This is a genomic window from Pseudomonas sp. RIT409, assembly GCF_003052515.2.
Taxonomy (GTDB): Bacteria; Pseudomonadota; Gammaproteobacteria; order Pseudomonadales; family Pseudomonadaceae; genus Aquipseudomonas.
This window is the reverse complement of the sequence record NZ_QARE02000022.1, coordinates 1-15,211: the sequence shown is the minus strand read 5'-3', so window position 1 is coordinate 15,211 and position 15,211 is coordinate 1. Positions and strand designations below refer to the sequence as shown.

At 62.5% G+C, this 15,211-nt stretch carries 10 protein-coding genes and 1 pseudogene; 8 read left to right on the top strand and 3 right to left on the bottom strand.

All coding sequences use genetic code 11. The annotated features are described in order from the left end of the window. Positions 1–198: 198 nt before the first annotated feature. Positions 199–1,818, top strand: a complete 1,620-nt coding sequence (locus DBP26_RS22280) for a methyl-accepting chemotaxis protein (protein WP_108239690.1) — start codon at positions 199–201, stop codon at positions 1,816–1,818. A gap of 33 nt (positions 1,819–1,851) precedes the next feature. On the opposite strand, the gene DBP26_RS22275 is transcribed toward DBP26_RS22280, so the two are convergent. Both DBP26_RS22275 and DBP26_RS22270 read right to left on the bottom strand, forming a co-directional pair. Continuing rightward, entirely contained in the window at positions 1,852–2,790 is a 939-nt protein-coding gene (locus tag DBP26_RS22275) for a class I SAM-dependent methyltransferase (protein WP_108239689.1), read from the bottom strand. Positions 2,791–2,841: 51 nt separating this feature from the next. After that, positions 2,842–3,729, bottom strand: coding sequence for a LysR family transcriptional regulator (locus DBP26_RS22270; protein WP_108239688.1), 888 nt, complete (start codon positions 3,727–3,729; stop codon positions 2,842–2,844). A gap of 103 nt (positions 3,730–3,832) precedes the next feature. Here DBP26_RS22270 and DBP26_RS22265 point away from each other — a divergent pair, with 103 nt between their 5' ends. Next, the gene (locus DBP26_RS22265) at positions 3,833–4,366 is read left to right on the top strand and encodes a GNAT family N-acetyltransferase (RefSeq protein WP_108239747.1); all 534 of its coding nucleotides are present in this window, start codon (positions 3,833–3,835) and stop codon (positions 4,364–4,366) included. Here the strand turns inward: DBP26_RS22265 and DBP26_RS22260 are convergent. Further along, positions 4,363–5,631 (bottom strand): MFS transporter, encoded by a 1,269-nt coding sequence (locus DBP26_RS22260; protein WP_108239687.1) that lies wholly within the window; start codon positions 5,629–5,631, stop codon positions 4,363–4,365. The genes DBP26_RS22265 and DBP26_RS22260 overlap by 4 nt on opposite strands. Positions 5,632–5,864: 233 nt before the next feature. Between DBP26_RS22260 and hemB the strand changes: the two genes are divergently transcribed. The 6 genes and pseudogenes from hemB to DBP26_RS22230 form a co-directional block, all read left to right on the top strand. After that, entirely contained in the window at positions 5,865–6,839 is a 975-nt protein-coding gene (gene hemB / locus DBP26_RS22255) for a porphobilinogen synthase (RefSeq protein ID WP_108239686.1), read from the top strand. A 336-nt stretch (positions 6,840–7,175) separates the two neighbouring features. Further along, positions 7,176–9,431 carry an ATP-binding protein gene (locus tag DBP26_RS22250; protein WP_108239685.1) on the top strand — a complete coding sequence of 752 codons (2,256 nt, stop codon included), beginning with the start codon at positions 7,176–7,178 and terminating at the stop codon, positions 9,429–9,431. A gap of 19 nt (positions 9,432–9,450) precedes the next feature. Continuing rightward, positions 9,451–9,912 carry a response regulator gene (locus DBP26_RS22245; RefSeq protein ID WP_108239684.1) on the top strand — a complete coding sequence of 154 codons (462 nt, stop codon included), beginning with the start codon at positions 9,451–9,453 and terminating at the stop codon, positions 9,910–9,912. A 78-nt stretch (positions 9,913–9,990) separates the two neighbouring features. Beyond that, complete coding sequence (locus tag DBP26_RS22240) at positions 9,991–12,384, top strand: hybrid sensor histidine kinase/response regulator (protein ID WP_108239683.1); 2,394 nt, start codon at positions 9,991–9,993, stop codon at positions 12,382–12,384. Positions 12,385–12,513: 129 nt separating this feature from the next. Continuing rightward, positions 12,514–14,847, top strand: coding sequence for a type III effector HrpK domain-containing protein (locus DBP26_RS22235; protein WP_108239746.1), 2,334 nt, complete (start codon positions 12,514–12,516; stop codon positions 14,845–14,847). 34 nt (positions 14,848–14,881) lie between these two features. Then, a pseudogene (locus DBP26_RS22230) lies at positions 14,882–15,211 on the top strand (lytic transglycosylase domain-containing protein); the annotation flags it as partial.

Genomic DNA, 15,211 nt, shown 5'->3' with positions numbered 1-15,211 from the left:
CTTTCAGACGAACCATTGACGCTTTCCGACCGTCTGTCGGGTCTGCATCACGGCGTTTAAAGAACCCTATCCCAGAGTCGAATCAACCTATGTACGCCCGCTGTTTGCATCAGCTTGAAATGGCGGCACAGGGATGTGGCAAGCAGGCATTTTCGGACGATTCCGAAGACCGCAGTCCTTCCCTGATGAGATTCCCGTATGTCCAAATCCCTGAGATTGCAGATTCTCGCGCTGCTCGGTGGCAGCCTGGTGCTGGTGCTGCTGATCGCACTGGCCTGTTTTCATTTCCTATCCAGTAACGTGCATGCTTATCGCGGCCTGTTGGACGGGCCGTTGCAGGCCTCGCAGCGGGTCGATCAGGCGAACCTGCAGTTCAAGGTGCAAGTGCAGGAGTGGAAAAACGTGCTGCTGCGCGGCAAACAGACGGCCGATCGCGACAAGTTCTGGGGCCAGTTCGAGGAACAGGAACGTTTGGTCCAGGATACCCTCGGGCGGTTGAGTGCCATGAGCGACCTCGATTCGGCGACCCGCGCTCGGATCGACAAGCTGCGCGAAGAGCACCGGGCGCTGGGTCTGGCCTACCGCAAAGGGTTCGAGGCATTCGTGGCGGCAGGCGCTGATCCGGTGGCCGGCGATCATGCGGTCAAGGGCATGGACCGGGCAGCCAGTGAGCAGATGAGCGCGCTGGTGGTCAGCCTGCGCGAACAGAGCGATGCACAATCGCTGATGATCAGCGATGCCGCCGACCGAACCATCCTCATCGGTACGCTGGTGATGCTGGTCTCGGCCTTACTGGTGGGGGGGCTGGCGCTGTGGGTCGTCAACCGCAACATCGTGGGTCCGATCGGCCTGCTGATCGACTACGTCGCGCAATTGAGCCAAGGGCGCTTCAGCGACCGCGTCAGCGTCATCCGTCAGGACGAGTTGGGGCGCCTGGCGGTGGCGGCCAACACCTTGCGCGATTTTCTCGCCGACACCTTCAACCGTCTCAAGCGCAGCACCACCGACCTGGACAGCGCCGGTGGCGAGTTGAAAGCCATTGCGGCGTTGATGGCGCAGGGCACTCACGAGCAGTTCGAGCGTACCGATCAGGTGGCCACCGCGATGACCGAGATGTCGGCCACTGCGCAGGAGGTCGCTCGCCACGCTGCCCAGGCGGCCAACGCGGCGGATGAAGCGGATCGCAACTCCCAGGACGGCAGCGAGGTGATGAACGCAACCATCACGGCGATTACCCGGATGCGCGCCGAGATCAGCAACACTGCAGATGTGATCCGACGTCTGGAAAGTGACAGCGGCCGCATCGGCAAAGTGCTGGAGGTGATCCGCGGCATCGCCGAGCAGACGAACCTGCTGGCCTTGAACGCGGCCATCGAGGCTGCGCGCGCCGGGGATGCGGGCCGCGGCTTCGCCGTGGTGGCCGATGAAGTCCGAACCCTGGCCCAGCGCACCGCCGCCTCGACCGCCGAGATCCATCAGATCATCAGCTCGGTGCAAACCGGTGCCATCGATGCGGCGCAGGCGATCGAAAGTGGTCAGGCGCGCAGCCAGGAAAGCGTCGATCAGGTGGCCCTGGCCGGTTCTTCGCTGGCACGCATTACCACCGCTGTGGAGGCGATCCGCGACATGAACCGGCAAATTGCCACGGCAGCGGAAGAACAGACGTCCGTGGCCGAAGACATTTCCCGCAACCTGACGGAGATCACCGCCATTGCCACCACCAACCAAAGCAACGTACAGCGCACGCAAACCGCGAGTCAGGACCTGCACGTCTTGTCGGTGGGGCTGAACGACGTGATTTCGCGGCTCAGTGCCTGAACCGGGGAGCGCATCGAAGCGCTGACGCTGGCCTCAGCCCTGGCGAAACACCAGGGTTTTGAGGCCGCCCTCCGGGTCGATGTCCGCGAACTCCGGCGGGTTGGGAATGCGCTGTTCGAAGCGCAGACCGGGTGCCTCCCGGATGACTTCCTCGATCAGGAAATCCGCGCCCAGCGACGGGTCGTTCATGCATGCCAACACCGTGCCCTCGGGTGTCAGCAACTCAGGCAACTTGCGCAGCACGCGCTGGTAATCCTTGGTCAGGAGGAAACTGCCTTTCTGAAACGATGGCGGATCGATGATCACCAGATCGTAGGGCCCGCCGTGCTTGACCTTGCCCCAGGACTTGAACAGTTCATGGCCAAGAAAACTGACCTTGGTCAGGTCGTGGCCATTGAGCCGATGATTGTCTCGGCCGCGGCTCAATGCCGCGCGAGACATGTCCAGATTGACCACGAACGTGGCGCCGCCTTCGAGCGCGGCCACGGAAAATCCGCAGGTGTAGGCGAACAGGTTGAGCACGCGTTTGCCTGAGGCGTTGGCCCGCACCCATTCCCGGCCGCAGCGCATGTCGAGAAACAGGCCACTGTTCTGCTTCTTGCCGAAATCCACGCGATAGCGCAGCCCGTCTTCAACGACGGTCCATTCTTCCGGGCACTCGCCGAACAGGGTTTCGGTGGCGCTGTCAGGCAAGTAACGGTGTTGCAACAGCAAGGTCTGGGCACCGCTGTCATGCCACGCGGGCGCCTGAACGACCTCCCTCAGCAGCGCTTTCAAGGCGTCCAACTCGTCGGCGGCCGGTGCCTTGAACAGCGCCACCAACACCACCCCCTGCATCCAGTCCACTGTCACCTGCTCCAGGCCCGGCCAGCGTCGGCCCCGCCCATGGAACAGTCGGCAGGTTTGCGCAGGGGCGGGGCAGAGGGCGGCGAGCAGGTGTTGACGGAGGGTATCGAGGGCGGTGGCGTTCATCGGGGCGCGGGCGTGGGTCGGCAGTGAAAGAGGGCGGCAGTTTAACCGCAATCAGTGCGCCAGCGCCTGTAACGCTTCGAGCACTTGGCGCAACGCCTTGTTCACGGGTTTGTCCTGCCTCAGGACCAGGGCCAAAGTGCGACTGAGCGGCGGTGTAAGCGTCTCCACCCGCAAGCCGCGCCGGTGATGCTCAGCGGCCACCGACATGCGCGGCACGATGCTGTAGCCCAGGCCGGCGGCCACCATTTCCTTGATGGCTTCGACACTGCCCAATTCCATGATCGGTTTGACCCGAAGACCCGCTTGCAGGTACCACTCATCGATCAACAAGCGGGTGCTGCTGCCCGCCTCGAACACCACCAGCGGCAGACGCTCCAGTGATGTCGGCGTCAAAGGGGGGTGGATGCCCGGCGCCTCAGCGCTGAAGATCGCGACAAACTCGTCTGCCAGCAATGGGCTGATCGACAGGCTGCGCCCAGCCGCCGGGAGGGTGACCAGGGCCAGGTCGAGGCGGTTTTCCTCCACCGCGCGCAGGATGGCATCGGTGTTACCGGTACTGACCCGTACGTCGAGATCCGGAAAGTGATGTCTGAGGTTTTGCAGCATAGGGGGAAGCAGGTGGATGCAGGTGGTCGCCCCCGTACCGATCGCGACCTGACCGGCGATGCCAGCGGCGTGATGGGCCAGTTCGAGCAACGCCTCTTCGACGACAGCGTCGATGCGCCCGGCGTGGTCGAGCAGTCTGTCGCCAGCGGACGTCGGTTTGATCCGCTTGCCGACCCGCTCGATCAGACGCAGGTTCAGACGCGCTTCCAACTGCCGGATGTGCAAACTGACCGCGGGTTGAGTCAGACCCAGGCGTTCGGCTGCGGCGGAAAAACTGCCGTGTCGGATGACCTGCGCGAAGGTGTGCAGGTGGATGAGGTTGAGGCGGTGCATGGCAAAGTTTTACTGATGCTGAGGATGACGAATCATAGCTTTGTTTTGTCTGGGCGGCGCGGCATCATGAGTCCGTCCCGATCCTATGACCAAGAAGACGTTCATGCCTGAAGCCCTTATTCTGCGCGACGCTGACGAAGACGATATGCCCGCCGTGCAGGCGATCTACGCCCACCATGTGCTGTATGGCACCGCCAGCTTCGAGTTGGAGCCCCCCACAGTGGATCAGATGCGCCAACGGCGGGCGGACCTCCGTGCCCATGGCTTGCCCTATCTGGTGGCCGAGCAGGCCGGGGAGATCGTCGGCTATGGCTACGCGACCCTGTATCGCCCGCGACCGGCCTATCGTTTCACCGTCGAAGATTCGGTGTACGTGCGTGAAGGCATGGCGGGGCGGGGCATTGGCCAGGCGTTGTTGAGCCGGGTCATCCAGAGGTGCGTCGAGAACGGACGCCGCCAGATGGTGGCGATCATCGGCAACAGCGAAAACATTGCCTCGATCCGACTGCACGAGCGCCTGGGCTTTCGACGGGTCGGGGTGTTCGAGGCCGTGGGATTCAAGCACGGTCGCTGGCTGGATACGGTGATCATGCAGCGCGAACTGGGCGAAGGGGCGGCCAACCGCCCCGAGGACTAGCCCGCCATGGGTTGCGCCGAGGTGGGTGCCGAGGGTGGCGCGGTATTTCGATCGGCGTGCCGAGCGGTTTCCGGTACGCCCAGCCAGAGCAATGCACTGGCGACCGCCGCGATGCCAGCCAGGGTCAGGAAGGCGGCGCTGTAACCCGCCTCATGAATCACCAGCCCCGCCAGCCCATTGCTCAATGCTGCGCCCAGGCCGAATACCGTCGAAATGGCGCCCAGGCTGACATTGAAGCGGCCAGTGCCCTGGGTCAGATCCTTGACCACCAGGGGCATCAGCGCGCCGAAGGCGCCAGCGCCGATGCCGTCCAGCAATTGCACGCTGACCAGCCACCAGGGGTTGTCCGAGAGCACGTACAACACGCCCCTGAGCGGCAAGATAATGAAGCCCGCCAGTAACAGCGGCTTGCGCCCCCACTGGTCGGCCTTCGCCCCCACCAGCCACGCCACCGGTACCATCACCAGTTGGGCGGCGACGATACAGGCCGAGGTCAGGGGGGTGGCCAGTGACATGTCGATCTGCGAAAGCTTCTGGCTGACCAGCGGCAGCATCGCGGCGTTGGCCAGGTGAAACAGGCCGCAGCACACGGCGAACAGCATCAGGGGCCGGTTGTGCATCAGTACCGACAAGCCGCTTGGTTGCTCGTGGGCGTTGTCGACAGACTGGTCGAAACCCCGCGCGACGTCATGATCGATCGCTTCGGCATCGACGAAGCTGACTGCGATCACGCTGGCGACGGCCATGAAGGCCATCAGGTAAAAGACAGCGATGGGGCCGAAGGCCCAGAACAACCCTCCAGCCAGCAGAGCCGCGCAGGCGTTGCCCGCATGGTTCCAGGTTTCGTTGCGTCCAGTGCGTCGGGTAAAGGCTCGCGGGCCGGTGATGCCGAGCGAAATCGCCGCGATGGCCGGAGCGAACACGGATCCGGCGATCGCGCTCAGGCTCTGGGTGAGCGCAACCCAGGTAAAACTGTGAATGAAGGGCAAGATCAGGCAACTGGCCGTCACCAGCAGCGCGGCGGTGGCGACCACCAGCCGTTTGCTGCGGGTGCGGTCAATCAGCGCACCCGCTGGCGTCTGGGTGATCAAAGCGGCTATACCGGCGATGGTCATCACCAGGCCGATACTTGCCGGATCCCACTTATGGACGGCCAGCAAGTAGATCGCCAGGTAAGGCCCCAGCCCATCGCGCACGTCTGCGAGGAAAAAGTTGAGGCCGTCCAGGGAGCGGTTGTTACGTCGTTCGGAAGAGGTGTCGTTCACGGCTGGCCTCGCCACATGGGTTGCGCAGCCGGGAAGGGCGCTGCATGCGATAAATGACAGGCGAAGCGGGGATTTGGTTCGCCGCCGGGCGCGGGACTTTTGCCCGTCTGACAATTGTGTTTATCGCCCCGATATTTGAATCCCATGCGAGGCAGGCATAAGCTTCGCGCCATTAATGAGGGCCCGGTTGCTGTGTGCGGGCCCATGTACGCCATTTTTGATCAGGAACTGCCATGTCCAGTCTGTTTCCCGCTGCCCGTCCACGTCGCCTGCGCAGCAATGCCAACTTCCGCGCGCTGTTTCAGGAAACCGAATTCACCTTGAACGACCTGGTGCTGCCGATCTTCGTCGAAGAAGAAGTCGACGACTTCGTCCCGATCACCAGTATGCCGGGCGTCAGCCGCATCCCCGAGTCCAAGCTGGCGCAAGAAGTCGAGCGTTACGCCCGCGCGGGCATCAAATCGGTCATGACCTTTGGCGTTTCCCACCACCTGGACGCGACCGGCAGTGACACCTGGCAGGAAAATGGCTTGGTCTCGCGCATTTCGCGCACGATCAAAGATGCCGTGCCGGACATGATTGTGATGTCGGACACCTGCTTCTGCGAATACACCGATCATGGCCACTGCGGTGTCCTGCACGGCGACCACGTCGATAACGACGCCACCATTGAAAACCTCGGCAAACAGGCGGTCATGGCAGCGCGCGCCGGCGCCGACGTGATCGCGCCGTCCGCGGCGATGGACGGGCAGATCAAGGCCATTCGCACCGCGCTGGACGCGGCGGGGTTCACCCAGACCCCGATCATGGCGTATTCGACCAAATTCGCCTCTTCGCTCTATGGGCCTTTCCGGGAGGCCGGCGGGTCGGCGCTCAAGGGCGACCGCAAGACCTACCAGATGAACCCGATGAACCGACGCGAAGCCCTGCGTGAATCCCTGCTGGACGAAGCCGAGGGCGCCGATGCGCTGATGGTCAAGCCCGCTGGCGCTTACCTGGACATCATCCGCGATATCCGCGAAGCGTCGAACCTGCCGTTGGCGGCGTATCAGGTCAGTGGGGAGTACGCGATGATCAAGTTCGCCGCACAGGCCGGCGCCATTGACGAACACCGCGTGGTGCGTGAGAGCCTGGGCGCCATCAAGCGCGCGGGCGCCGATCTGATTTTCACTTACTTCGCGATGGACCTGGCCTTGGCGGGTATCTAGCGCCAGAGCGCCCCTTCCTCCGGCGTGATCGACATTACGATCACGCCCACCCTGCGCGTTCGTGCCGCGTGAAGCCGTTGCCCAAAACCTGGCTTGGCATGGGGCGGCTCCGGGCGGTGCGCCAGGGCAGCTTGCGAGTGACCGCTATCGCCCGCCGCGCTGCCCGCCGGGGCACTTCTCGCCCGCGGCCGAGACTTCGAACGGTCAGAGACTTCGTGTGTCGTATACAGGGTCCGGATTTGTTAATGTGTACGCCCATTCAATCAGTGCCGACGTTTTCTGGCACCCATCCCGGTGTGTCTGTCTCAGGCAGGCTGGGGTGAAGGAGACCGACTTTTGACCCTGAGCCCGGCACTTGAACAGAGCGCGATCGATCAGTGCGCCCGCGAGCCCATCCAGATCCCCGGCAGCATCCAGCCTCAGGGGTTTTTGCTGGTGATCGAAGAGGCAGCGATGACCGTTGTCCAGGTCAGCGCGAACGTGAGCGAGTGGCTGGGGATTGCGCCGCAGGCGCTGATCGGCCTGCCGCTGTCCCAAGTGTTCGATGACGCCGAACGATTGATCGCGCGGTTCGCGGCCTTGCCTGAAGAGGATCAGAACCCTTTTCACGTCGGCGATGTTCGCTTTCTGGAGGGGATCCAGGCTGGCAAACCGATCGCGATGATGGCCCACCGGCACGATCAGGTCCTGATTGCCGAATTCGAACCGGCCAGCGACATGGGCTCGGCCTACGGCAACGTCTACCCCTTGATGCGTACCTTCATCAGCCAGATGCAAGAAGCCGAGAGCATCGAGGCGCTGTGTCAGCGTTCGGTGGCGGAGGTCAAACGGATCACCGGTTTCGGTCGCGTCAAAGCCTATCAGTTCGATGCAGAGGGCAATGGGCTGGTCATCGCTGAAATGGCTGAGCCGGATTACCCGACCTACCTGGGGCTAAGCTTTCCTGGCTCCGACGTCCCGGCCCAGGCCCGTGCCTTGTACCTGGCCAACCGTATCCGGGTCATCGAGGACGCCAATTACCAACCCTCGCCGCTGGTGCCGCTCGACAACCCGGTGACCGGGGCGCCGCTGGACCTGAGTTTCGCCACGTTGCGCAGTGTGTCGCCCGTGCATTTGCAGTACATGCGCAACATGCAGACCCTGGCGTCGATGTCGATTTCCATCGTGGTCCGGGGGCAGTTGTGGGGCCTGATTTCCTGTCACCACGCAACGCCACGTGCCGTCAGCTTCCAGACCCGCACAGCCTGCGAACTGCTGGGCAGTGTGCTGTCGTTGCAGATCGAAACCAAGGAAGCCCAGGCCAGGACCGAGCGCATGCTCAGCCTGCGCCGCCAGATCGTGCAGATGCTCGCCGCCATGGCCGACCTAGACAGCGTGATCGGCGGTCTGCGGGCTGTACCGGACGTGCTCCTGGCGTTCGTGGGCGCCTCCGGTGCCGCAGTGATCTCCGAATCATCGCTCGATGTATACGGCGAGACGCCGGGCCACGGGCACATCCAGGCCCTGACCCAGTGGTTGAGTCAGCGGGGTTCCCACGACGTGTTCAAATCCGACAACGTGGGGCGCGACATTCCCGAACTGCCCGAACTCAGCCGCTCGGTGAGTGGCGTCTTGGCCATGGCGATTTCGGAGTTGCACTCCAACTACATCATTTGGTTCCGTCCCGAACAGACACGTGTGGTGAACTGGGCAGGCAGGCCGGAAAAGGCCGTCGACGATAGCGGCTCTTTGAGTCCGCGCCACAGTTTCGCGCTTTGGCAGGAGACCGTGCGCGGCTTCTCTCGGCCATGGGATGAACTGGACACTGAGGGCGTCATCGAATTGCGAGCTGCCGTGCTCGGCATCGTACTGCGCAAGGCCGAGGAAATGGCCGCGCTGGCGGACGAACTGAAAAAGTCCAACAAGGAACTCGAAGCGTTTTCCTACAGCGTGTCCCATGACCTTCGCGCGCCGCTGCGCCACATCGCCGGCTACGCCGAGCTGCTGGGTGACACTGAAGGCGGCAAGCTTTCCGAAAGAGGAGTGCGTTTCCTCGATAACATCGGTGAGTCGGCTCGCTTCGCTGGCACCCTGGTGGACAACCTGCTGAGCTTTTCGCAAATGGGCCGCTCGGCCATGCGCTTCTCGGAAGTCGACCTCAACGCCATGGTCGAGGCCATGCGCAAGGAGATGCAGCCCGACTACGAAGGGCGTGACTTGCAGTGGCTGATCCCCGAGCCGCTGCCGGTGGTGATTGCTGACGCCGCTTTCCTGCACCTGGCGATGCGCAATCTGTTGGCCAATGCCATCAAGTACACCCGAACGCAAATCGCCGCCGTGATCGAGATCGGCAGCTATGAAGAAGACGGCAAGGTGGTGGTGTACATCCGCGACAACGGCGTGGGCTTCGACATGCAGTACGCCAGCAAGCTGTTCGGCGTGTTTCAGCGCCTGCACCGCATGGAAGAGTTCGAAGGCACGGGCATCGGCCTGGCCAGTGTGCGACGTATCATCGAGCGCCACGATGGCTCAGTCTGGGCTCAAGGCGAACTGGGACAGGGCGCCACCTTTTACTTTGCGTTGCCCAAGCGCAGCTTGACCGTAACCCTTTGAGTGTCCGAGGAGACGCCCAATGCTCAAACCCATTCTTCTGGTGGAAGATAACCCCAACGATCTGGAGTTGACCCTGGTTGCGCTGGAACGCAGCCAATTGGCCAACGAAGTGATCGTGCTACGCGACGGTGCCGAGGCGCTGGATTACCTGTTTCGCCGCAACAACTGGCACGATCGCGCGGCGGGCAATCCCGCGGTGATGCTGCTGGACCTCAAACTGCCCAAGGTCGATGGTCTGGAGGTGCTCAAGGCCATTCGCGAGAGCGAAGAGTTACGCAGCGTGCCGGTGGTCATGTTGACGTCGTCCCGTGAAGAGCCGGACCTGCAACGCGCATATGCCTTGGGAGTGAACGCTTACGTCGTCAAACCGGTCGAATTCAAGGAATTCGTCTCGGCAATCTCCGATCTCGGGGTTTTCTGGGCCGTTCTCAATGAGCCGCCGCCCGGTTCACTGCGACTGACACGCCGTCCGGGTTCCTGATCGCCGACACCTAGAGGCCCGACCCCTGGCGTCACATGCAGGCGGCAAGGGCCCTTGTGCAATGAACGACGACTATTCATGCCGATATCGCTACTCAAGCTGCTGCTGGTTGAAGACAGCCCACACGACGCGGAACTGACCCTGCTCATCCTGGAAAGCAGCGGTCTGAACGTTGACGCTACACTGGTCTACAACCACAAGGACGTGGAACGCGAACTGTCGGGCGGGCGTTTCGATCTGATTCTCAGCGACTACCTGCTTCCCGGGTCTTCCGGTCCGGATGTGCTGGCCACCGCCTTGCGTCTGGCCCCAAAGACGCCTTTCATTTTCCTTTCCGGCATTTTCGGCGAACAGCACGCGGTCGAGATGATGCGGATGGGGGCTGTGGACTACGTCCTCAAGCAAAATCTCAGAATGTTGCCCAAAGCGGTCACCCGGGCCGTGCTGGAAGTGCAGGAACGGGAGAAGCGCCAGCGGGCCGAGCAGACGCTGAAGGAAACCGAAATCCGCGCTCATCTGGCGATCGAGGCTGCGGAAATGGGCGTCTGGACGTACGACCCGCGCAGCGAGACGCTGCTATGGGACGAGCGCTGCAAGGCGCTGTACGGTGTGCCCGCCGATGCGCAGGTCAGTTTCAGCTTCATGTTCTCGCGCTGTCATCCAGAGGATCGTGAGGCGTTGCGCAGCAAGGTCCTGGCAGCGCTGAGCGGCGACACGGGCTTTCAGATCGAACACCGGATCCTCACCGAAGGGGAAGACGAACGCTGGGTCTTTTCCAATGGTCGCTCGCTGTTCGAAAACGGCCAGTGCGTGCGCTTCACGGGGGTGATGCAGGATATCAGCGAGCGCAAGCAGGCCACCGAAGCGCTGCAACAACTCAACGACATCCTGAACGAGCGCGTCGTACAGCGGACCCGCGAACGCGACCGGACCTGGGAGCTGTCCCGTGAATTGCTGGGCGTCTTGCGTCTCGATCTGACGCCCATCGCGCTGAACCCGGCTTGGGAAGCGACCTTGGGCTGGACCCGCAACGACTTCCAGAGTCAGTCGCTCGCCGAACTGATTCATCTGGACGACCTGGAGGCCACCCTCGGTGAAACCGCCAGCGTCGCAAATGGGCACGTGACCACCCGTTTCGTCAACCGCATGCGCCATGCCGATGGGGGGTATCGCTGGCTGTCCTGGACCATTGTGCCCGACGAAGGGGTGATGTACGTGGCGGTCCGCGACATCACCAGCGAACGGACGGTCATGGACGAATTGGCGGCGACCAACAGGCGGCTGCGCGACCAGATCCGCGAACGGGAGCGGGTGGAGGCGGCGCTGCAGCAGATGCAGCGGCTCGAAGTGGTGGGGCAACTGACGGCGGGAGTCGCTCACGACTTCAACAACTTGCTCACAGTCATCCTCACCAGCGCCAACTTCCTCACCCGGGACCTGGAAAAGGGCGTGTTCACCAAGTCACCCCAGCGCTTGGAGAATATCCGGGCTGCCGGCGAGCGGGGCGCCAAGTTGACCAGCCAGTTGTTGTCGTTCTCGCGGCGTCAGCGCCTGGAACCGGTCGCGCTGAACCTCAATGACACCATCGGCGGCATGCGCGAACTGCTGGGGCGGGCACTGGGTGGCAGCGTTTGGGTCGAGACTGACCTGGCCGAGGACCTCTGGAGTGCGCTGGTTGATCCGACCCAGACCGAAATGATCATTCTCAACCTGGCGATCAACGCCCGCGATGCCATGGCGCAAGGCGGTCAATTGCGCCTGAGCACATGGAACGAGATGGTCTACCGCCTGCCGCAGCGGCCGGAGGATCCTGATCCCGGTGCCTACGTCGTGCTGTCGGTCAGTGACACGGGCTGTGGCATGAGTGAGGAGGTGCTGGCCAAGGCGTTCGAGCCGTTCTTCACCACCAAAGCCGTCGGCAAGGGGTCGGGCTTGGGACTGGCCCAGGTGTTCGGCTTCGCCAAGCAGTCGGGCGGGGGAGTGCGCATCGACACCGTCGAAGATGTCGGCACCACCATTCGGGTGTTCCTGCCCAGCATCGCTCAGACCGCGCAATCGGTCACCAGTGACTCGGACATGCCTGGCCACGCCGATGCGGACGACCTGCACCGCACCATTCTGTTGGTGGACGATGATCCGGCGGTGCGCTCGGTGACGGCGATGATGCTCGTTTCACTGGGCTATTCGGTCGTGGAAGCGGAGAACGGCGAAGAGGCACTGAAGAAAATCGATGCCTGCGTCGATCTCGTCCTGACCGATTTCGCGATGCCCAACATGACGGGCGCCGAATTGGCCGCTCGGGTGCGACGGGAGCATCCAGACTTGCCGGTGATGTTCATTACCGGTTTTGCCGACATCGACATTCTGGATGTCGATCAACAATTGATTGTGCAGAAGCCTTACAAGGAAGAAGAACTGGCGCGCAAATTGGCGAACGTGCTGATGAAAACGGGCACCAGTGTGGCCTCATGATAGAGAGGCCACGCGTGTTGGCACATGAAAGCGGGCAGGGTCGCGCGAAACAAATAGAAACATTTGCCGGAACCGACTTGCCTCGAGAACCACACAGTTGCCATCCCTCGATCCCGGATGGCGACCCTCATGCGTATTTCGAACAGTCCCTACAGCGGTATCTCACCCCAGGCTGACAGCGGCCAGGCCACTCGACATTCACCGCTCGACGTTTCAGCGCCCAAGCTTGCGAAACCCCAGCTTTCTACTCAGAACGCCAACGTGCAGTTCGGCACCGCGACGGCGCAGGCGCCGGTCGGTGGCGACACGACCGAGAAACAATTGCTGTCCCTGCTCGCGCAGCTGACCCAGTTGTTCAAGGGCAATGTTCAACTTCCGCAGAACACTCCGCAGGCTGTCCCAGATGGGGCAGCGCCGTCGGCCGCGGCCACTGGCGCCGAGAAAACGGCGGCGGCAACAGATGTGAACGCCGCAAAGCCCGTTGCAACTGCTGCCACGGCCGACGTGCCGAAAGCCGACGATGCGAGCTTCCTCGATGATTCCAAATACTCTTCGCCCAAGGAATTGGAGCGATGGGCACCCATGGTCGCCCATCTGCCACCGGAACAGCGCGAACAGGCAGCCAAGGAACTGAACCGGCCGATCGCCGCTGCCCGAATGGCCGCTGAAAAAGGCCCCGATGCGGCCAAAGCGATGGACTTCATCAACGCCAATCCGGCCCTGAAAACGGCGGTCGACACCGGCAAGCATGGCGGCAAGGCCGATGGCAAGATCACCGATGGTGACCTCAAAGCCTTCGCCAAGCATATGCAGAAGGCGGCTGACAGTGCCGACAAAGACATTGCCAATTATCAGAAGGACCATCCGGACGCCGACCCTCAATCCCTGGAGCTGGTCCGCAGCGCAGCCTTGATGCGTGCCAATGAACCCTTGACCAAGGCCGCCGATCCGAAACACGCGGCCGGGACCGAGGGTGAAACCAAGGTCGACGGACTCACCAGCGCCGATGGCCTCAAAGCGCTGCAGAACGATAACCCCGGCTTGGCCGGCCCTCTGCGTCAGGCCGCGAAGACCTGGGCACAGCCGGGCTTTCTAACGCAGATCGACCAGGGCGGCCTGTCGGGGCGCTCGCTGGCCGCCCACAGCCCGGACAAGTTATTCAGCGCGAGCAACATTAGCGATTGGATCAAAAAGCAGGCACCCACCAATGGCGGAGAGTTCGCCAGCGTGCTCAGCGACGCGGCCACCCTCAATTCGGTGGCCAATACCGATATCAGCAAACTGGGCAAGGATGTCTTCGATCACCCTGCAGCCTATAGCGGCGAGCAGAAAGCCGCGGTCATGGTGAAGCTGCAGCAGACGCTGCAAAGCGTGGAGGCTGGCGAGGATTTGCGCAAAACCGGCAAGACCGAGGACGCCCTGAACGAAAAAATCGCACAGCTCCAGGCCGACCCCGATGTGCAGGCGTTCCTCGATCAACAGATTCCCCAGCAATCTCGGGCCTTGGTGAACAGCACCCCGACCCTGCAAAAGGCGGTCACCGAGCAGATGCAGCGGGTCAACAGTGGGCAGGCGTTGCAAACCGATCTGAACACCGCAGACAAAGCCGTGACCAAGGACAAGCCCAATGCGGATTACAGCAGTGCCCTGGGCGGGCTATCGGCCCAGTTGCAGATGCAGAAGGACTTGCTCGGCCCTGATGCCGCTGTTCCCACCGCGCAAGAGGTACTGGGCGGGCGCCCCGACCTGCAAGGGCGCATCCAGGATTCTTACGTTCGCAATTTCAGCGAAGGTGGGGCGGTCAGGCAGTTGCTTCACGCCAAAAAAGCCGACGGGGAGCAGGCGCTCAACAGCGCGGATGCGCAGAAAGCGGCCTACGACAGTGTGCTGTCCGAAAACTTCGTCCAGGGGCAGCAAGGCAATTACGTACAGGCGACGCTCGGCCAGCTTCAGGATTCCAAGGCCGGGCGCAAGGTGTTGGACAACGCCAAGGGCGACAAGGATCACGCGCCCTCGATGTTGATGCAGGCCGCCTCGCATGTGGGACCCAAGGCATTCCAGTCCATTGCCGGCTTTGCGTCGGTCTCGGACATGCTCGCTCGCGGCGACAAGACCGACGCTGCCAAAACCCTCTACGACAGCACCAAGTCGGGACTTTCGGCGGCCAAGCATGGCTACGACGCGGTGGCCAAGTCTGCCGGGCGCGCGGGCTTGGGTGAGGTCGCCGCGAAAGTGGGCGGTCGAGTGGCGGGCATGGTCGTCGGCGAGGCGGCCGGGCTGGCAGCGGGGGCGGCCATCGGCGCCTCGATCCCGGTGGTCGGCTGGATCGCGGACGCGGCCATGAGCCTGGGCTTTGGCATCTCCGCAATCATCGAGGCGGTTAAAAAGCACAAGGCGCAGAAAGCCTTCGACCATAACGTCGACCCGGTTCTGGACCAGTTCGGCATTCCCAAGGCCCATTGATTCATTCCCCCTGAGCTGAAAGAGGTAAACGATCATGAGTATCGGTGTTTCGTCGCTTCGTCCGTTACAGGACCTGAGCACCCCCACGGACTTTTCCTCGCTGAGCGGCAAGTCCGGGCAGCACAATGCGCTCACCGGCGGTGGCAGCGGCAACCAGAGCATTGACCCCAGCACGTTGCTATTCGCCAACGCCGCGCAGCCGTCACAGGTGAACTTCGCGCCACCCAACAGTCAGGATCCGCAAGTCAATGCCAGCAATGCGCTTACCGGTAACAACGCGCAGAACGGCATCATGCAGCAGATCCTGACGCTGCTGATGGAACTGATGCAGTTGCTCAAGCAGAACAACCCCAACGCTCAGCCG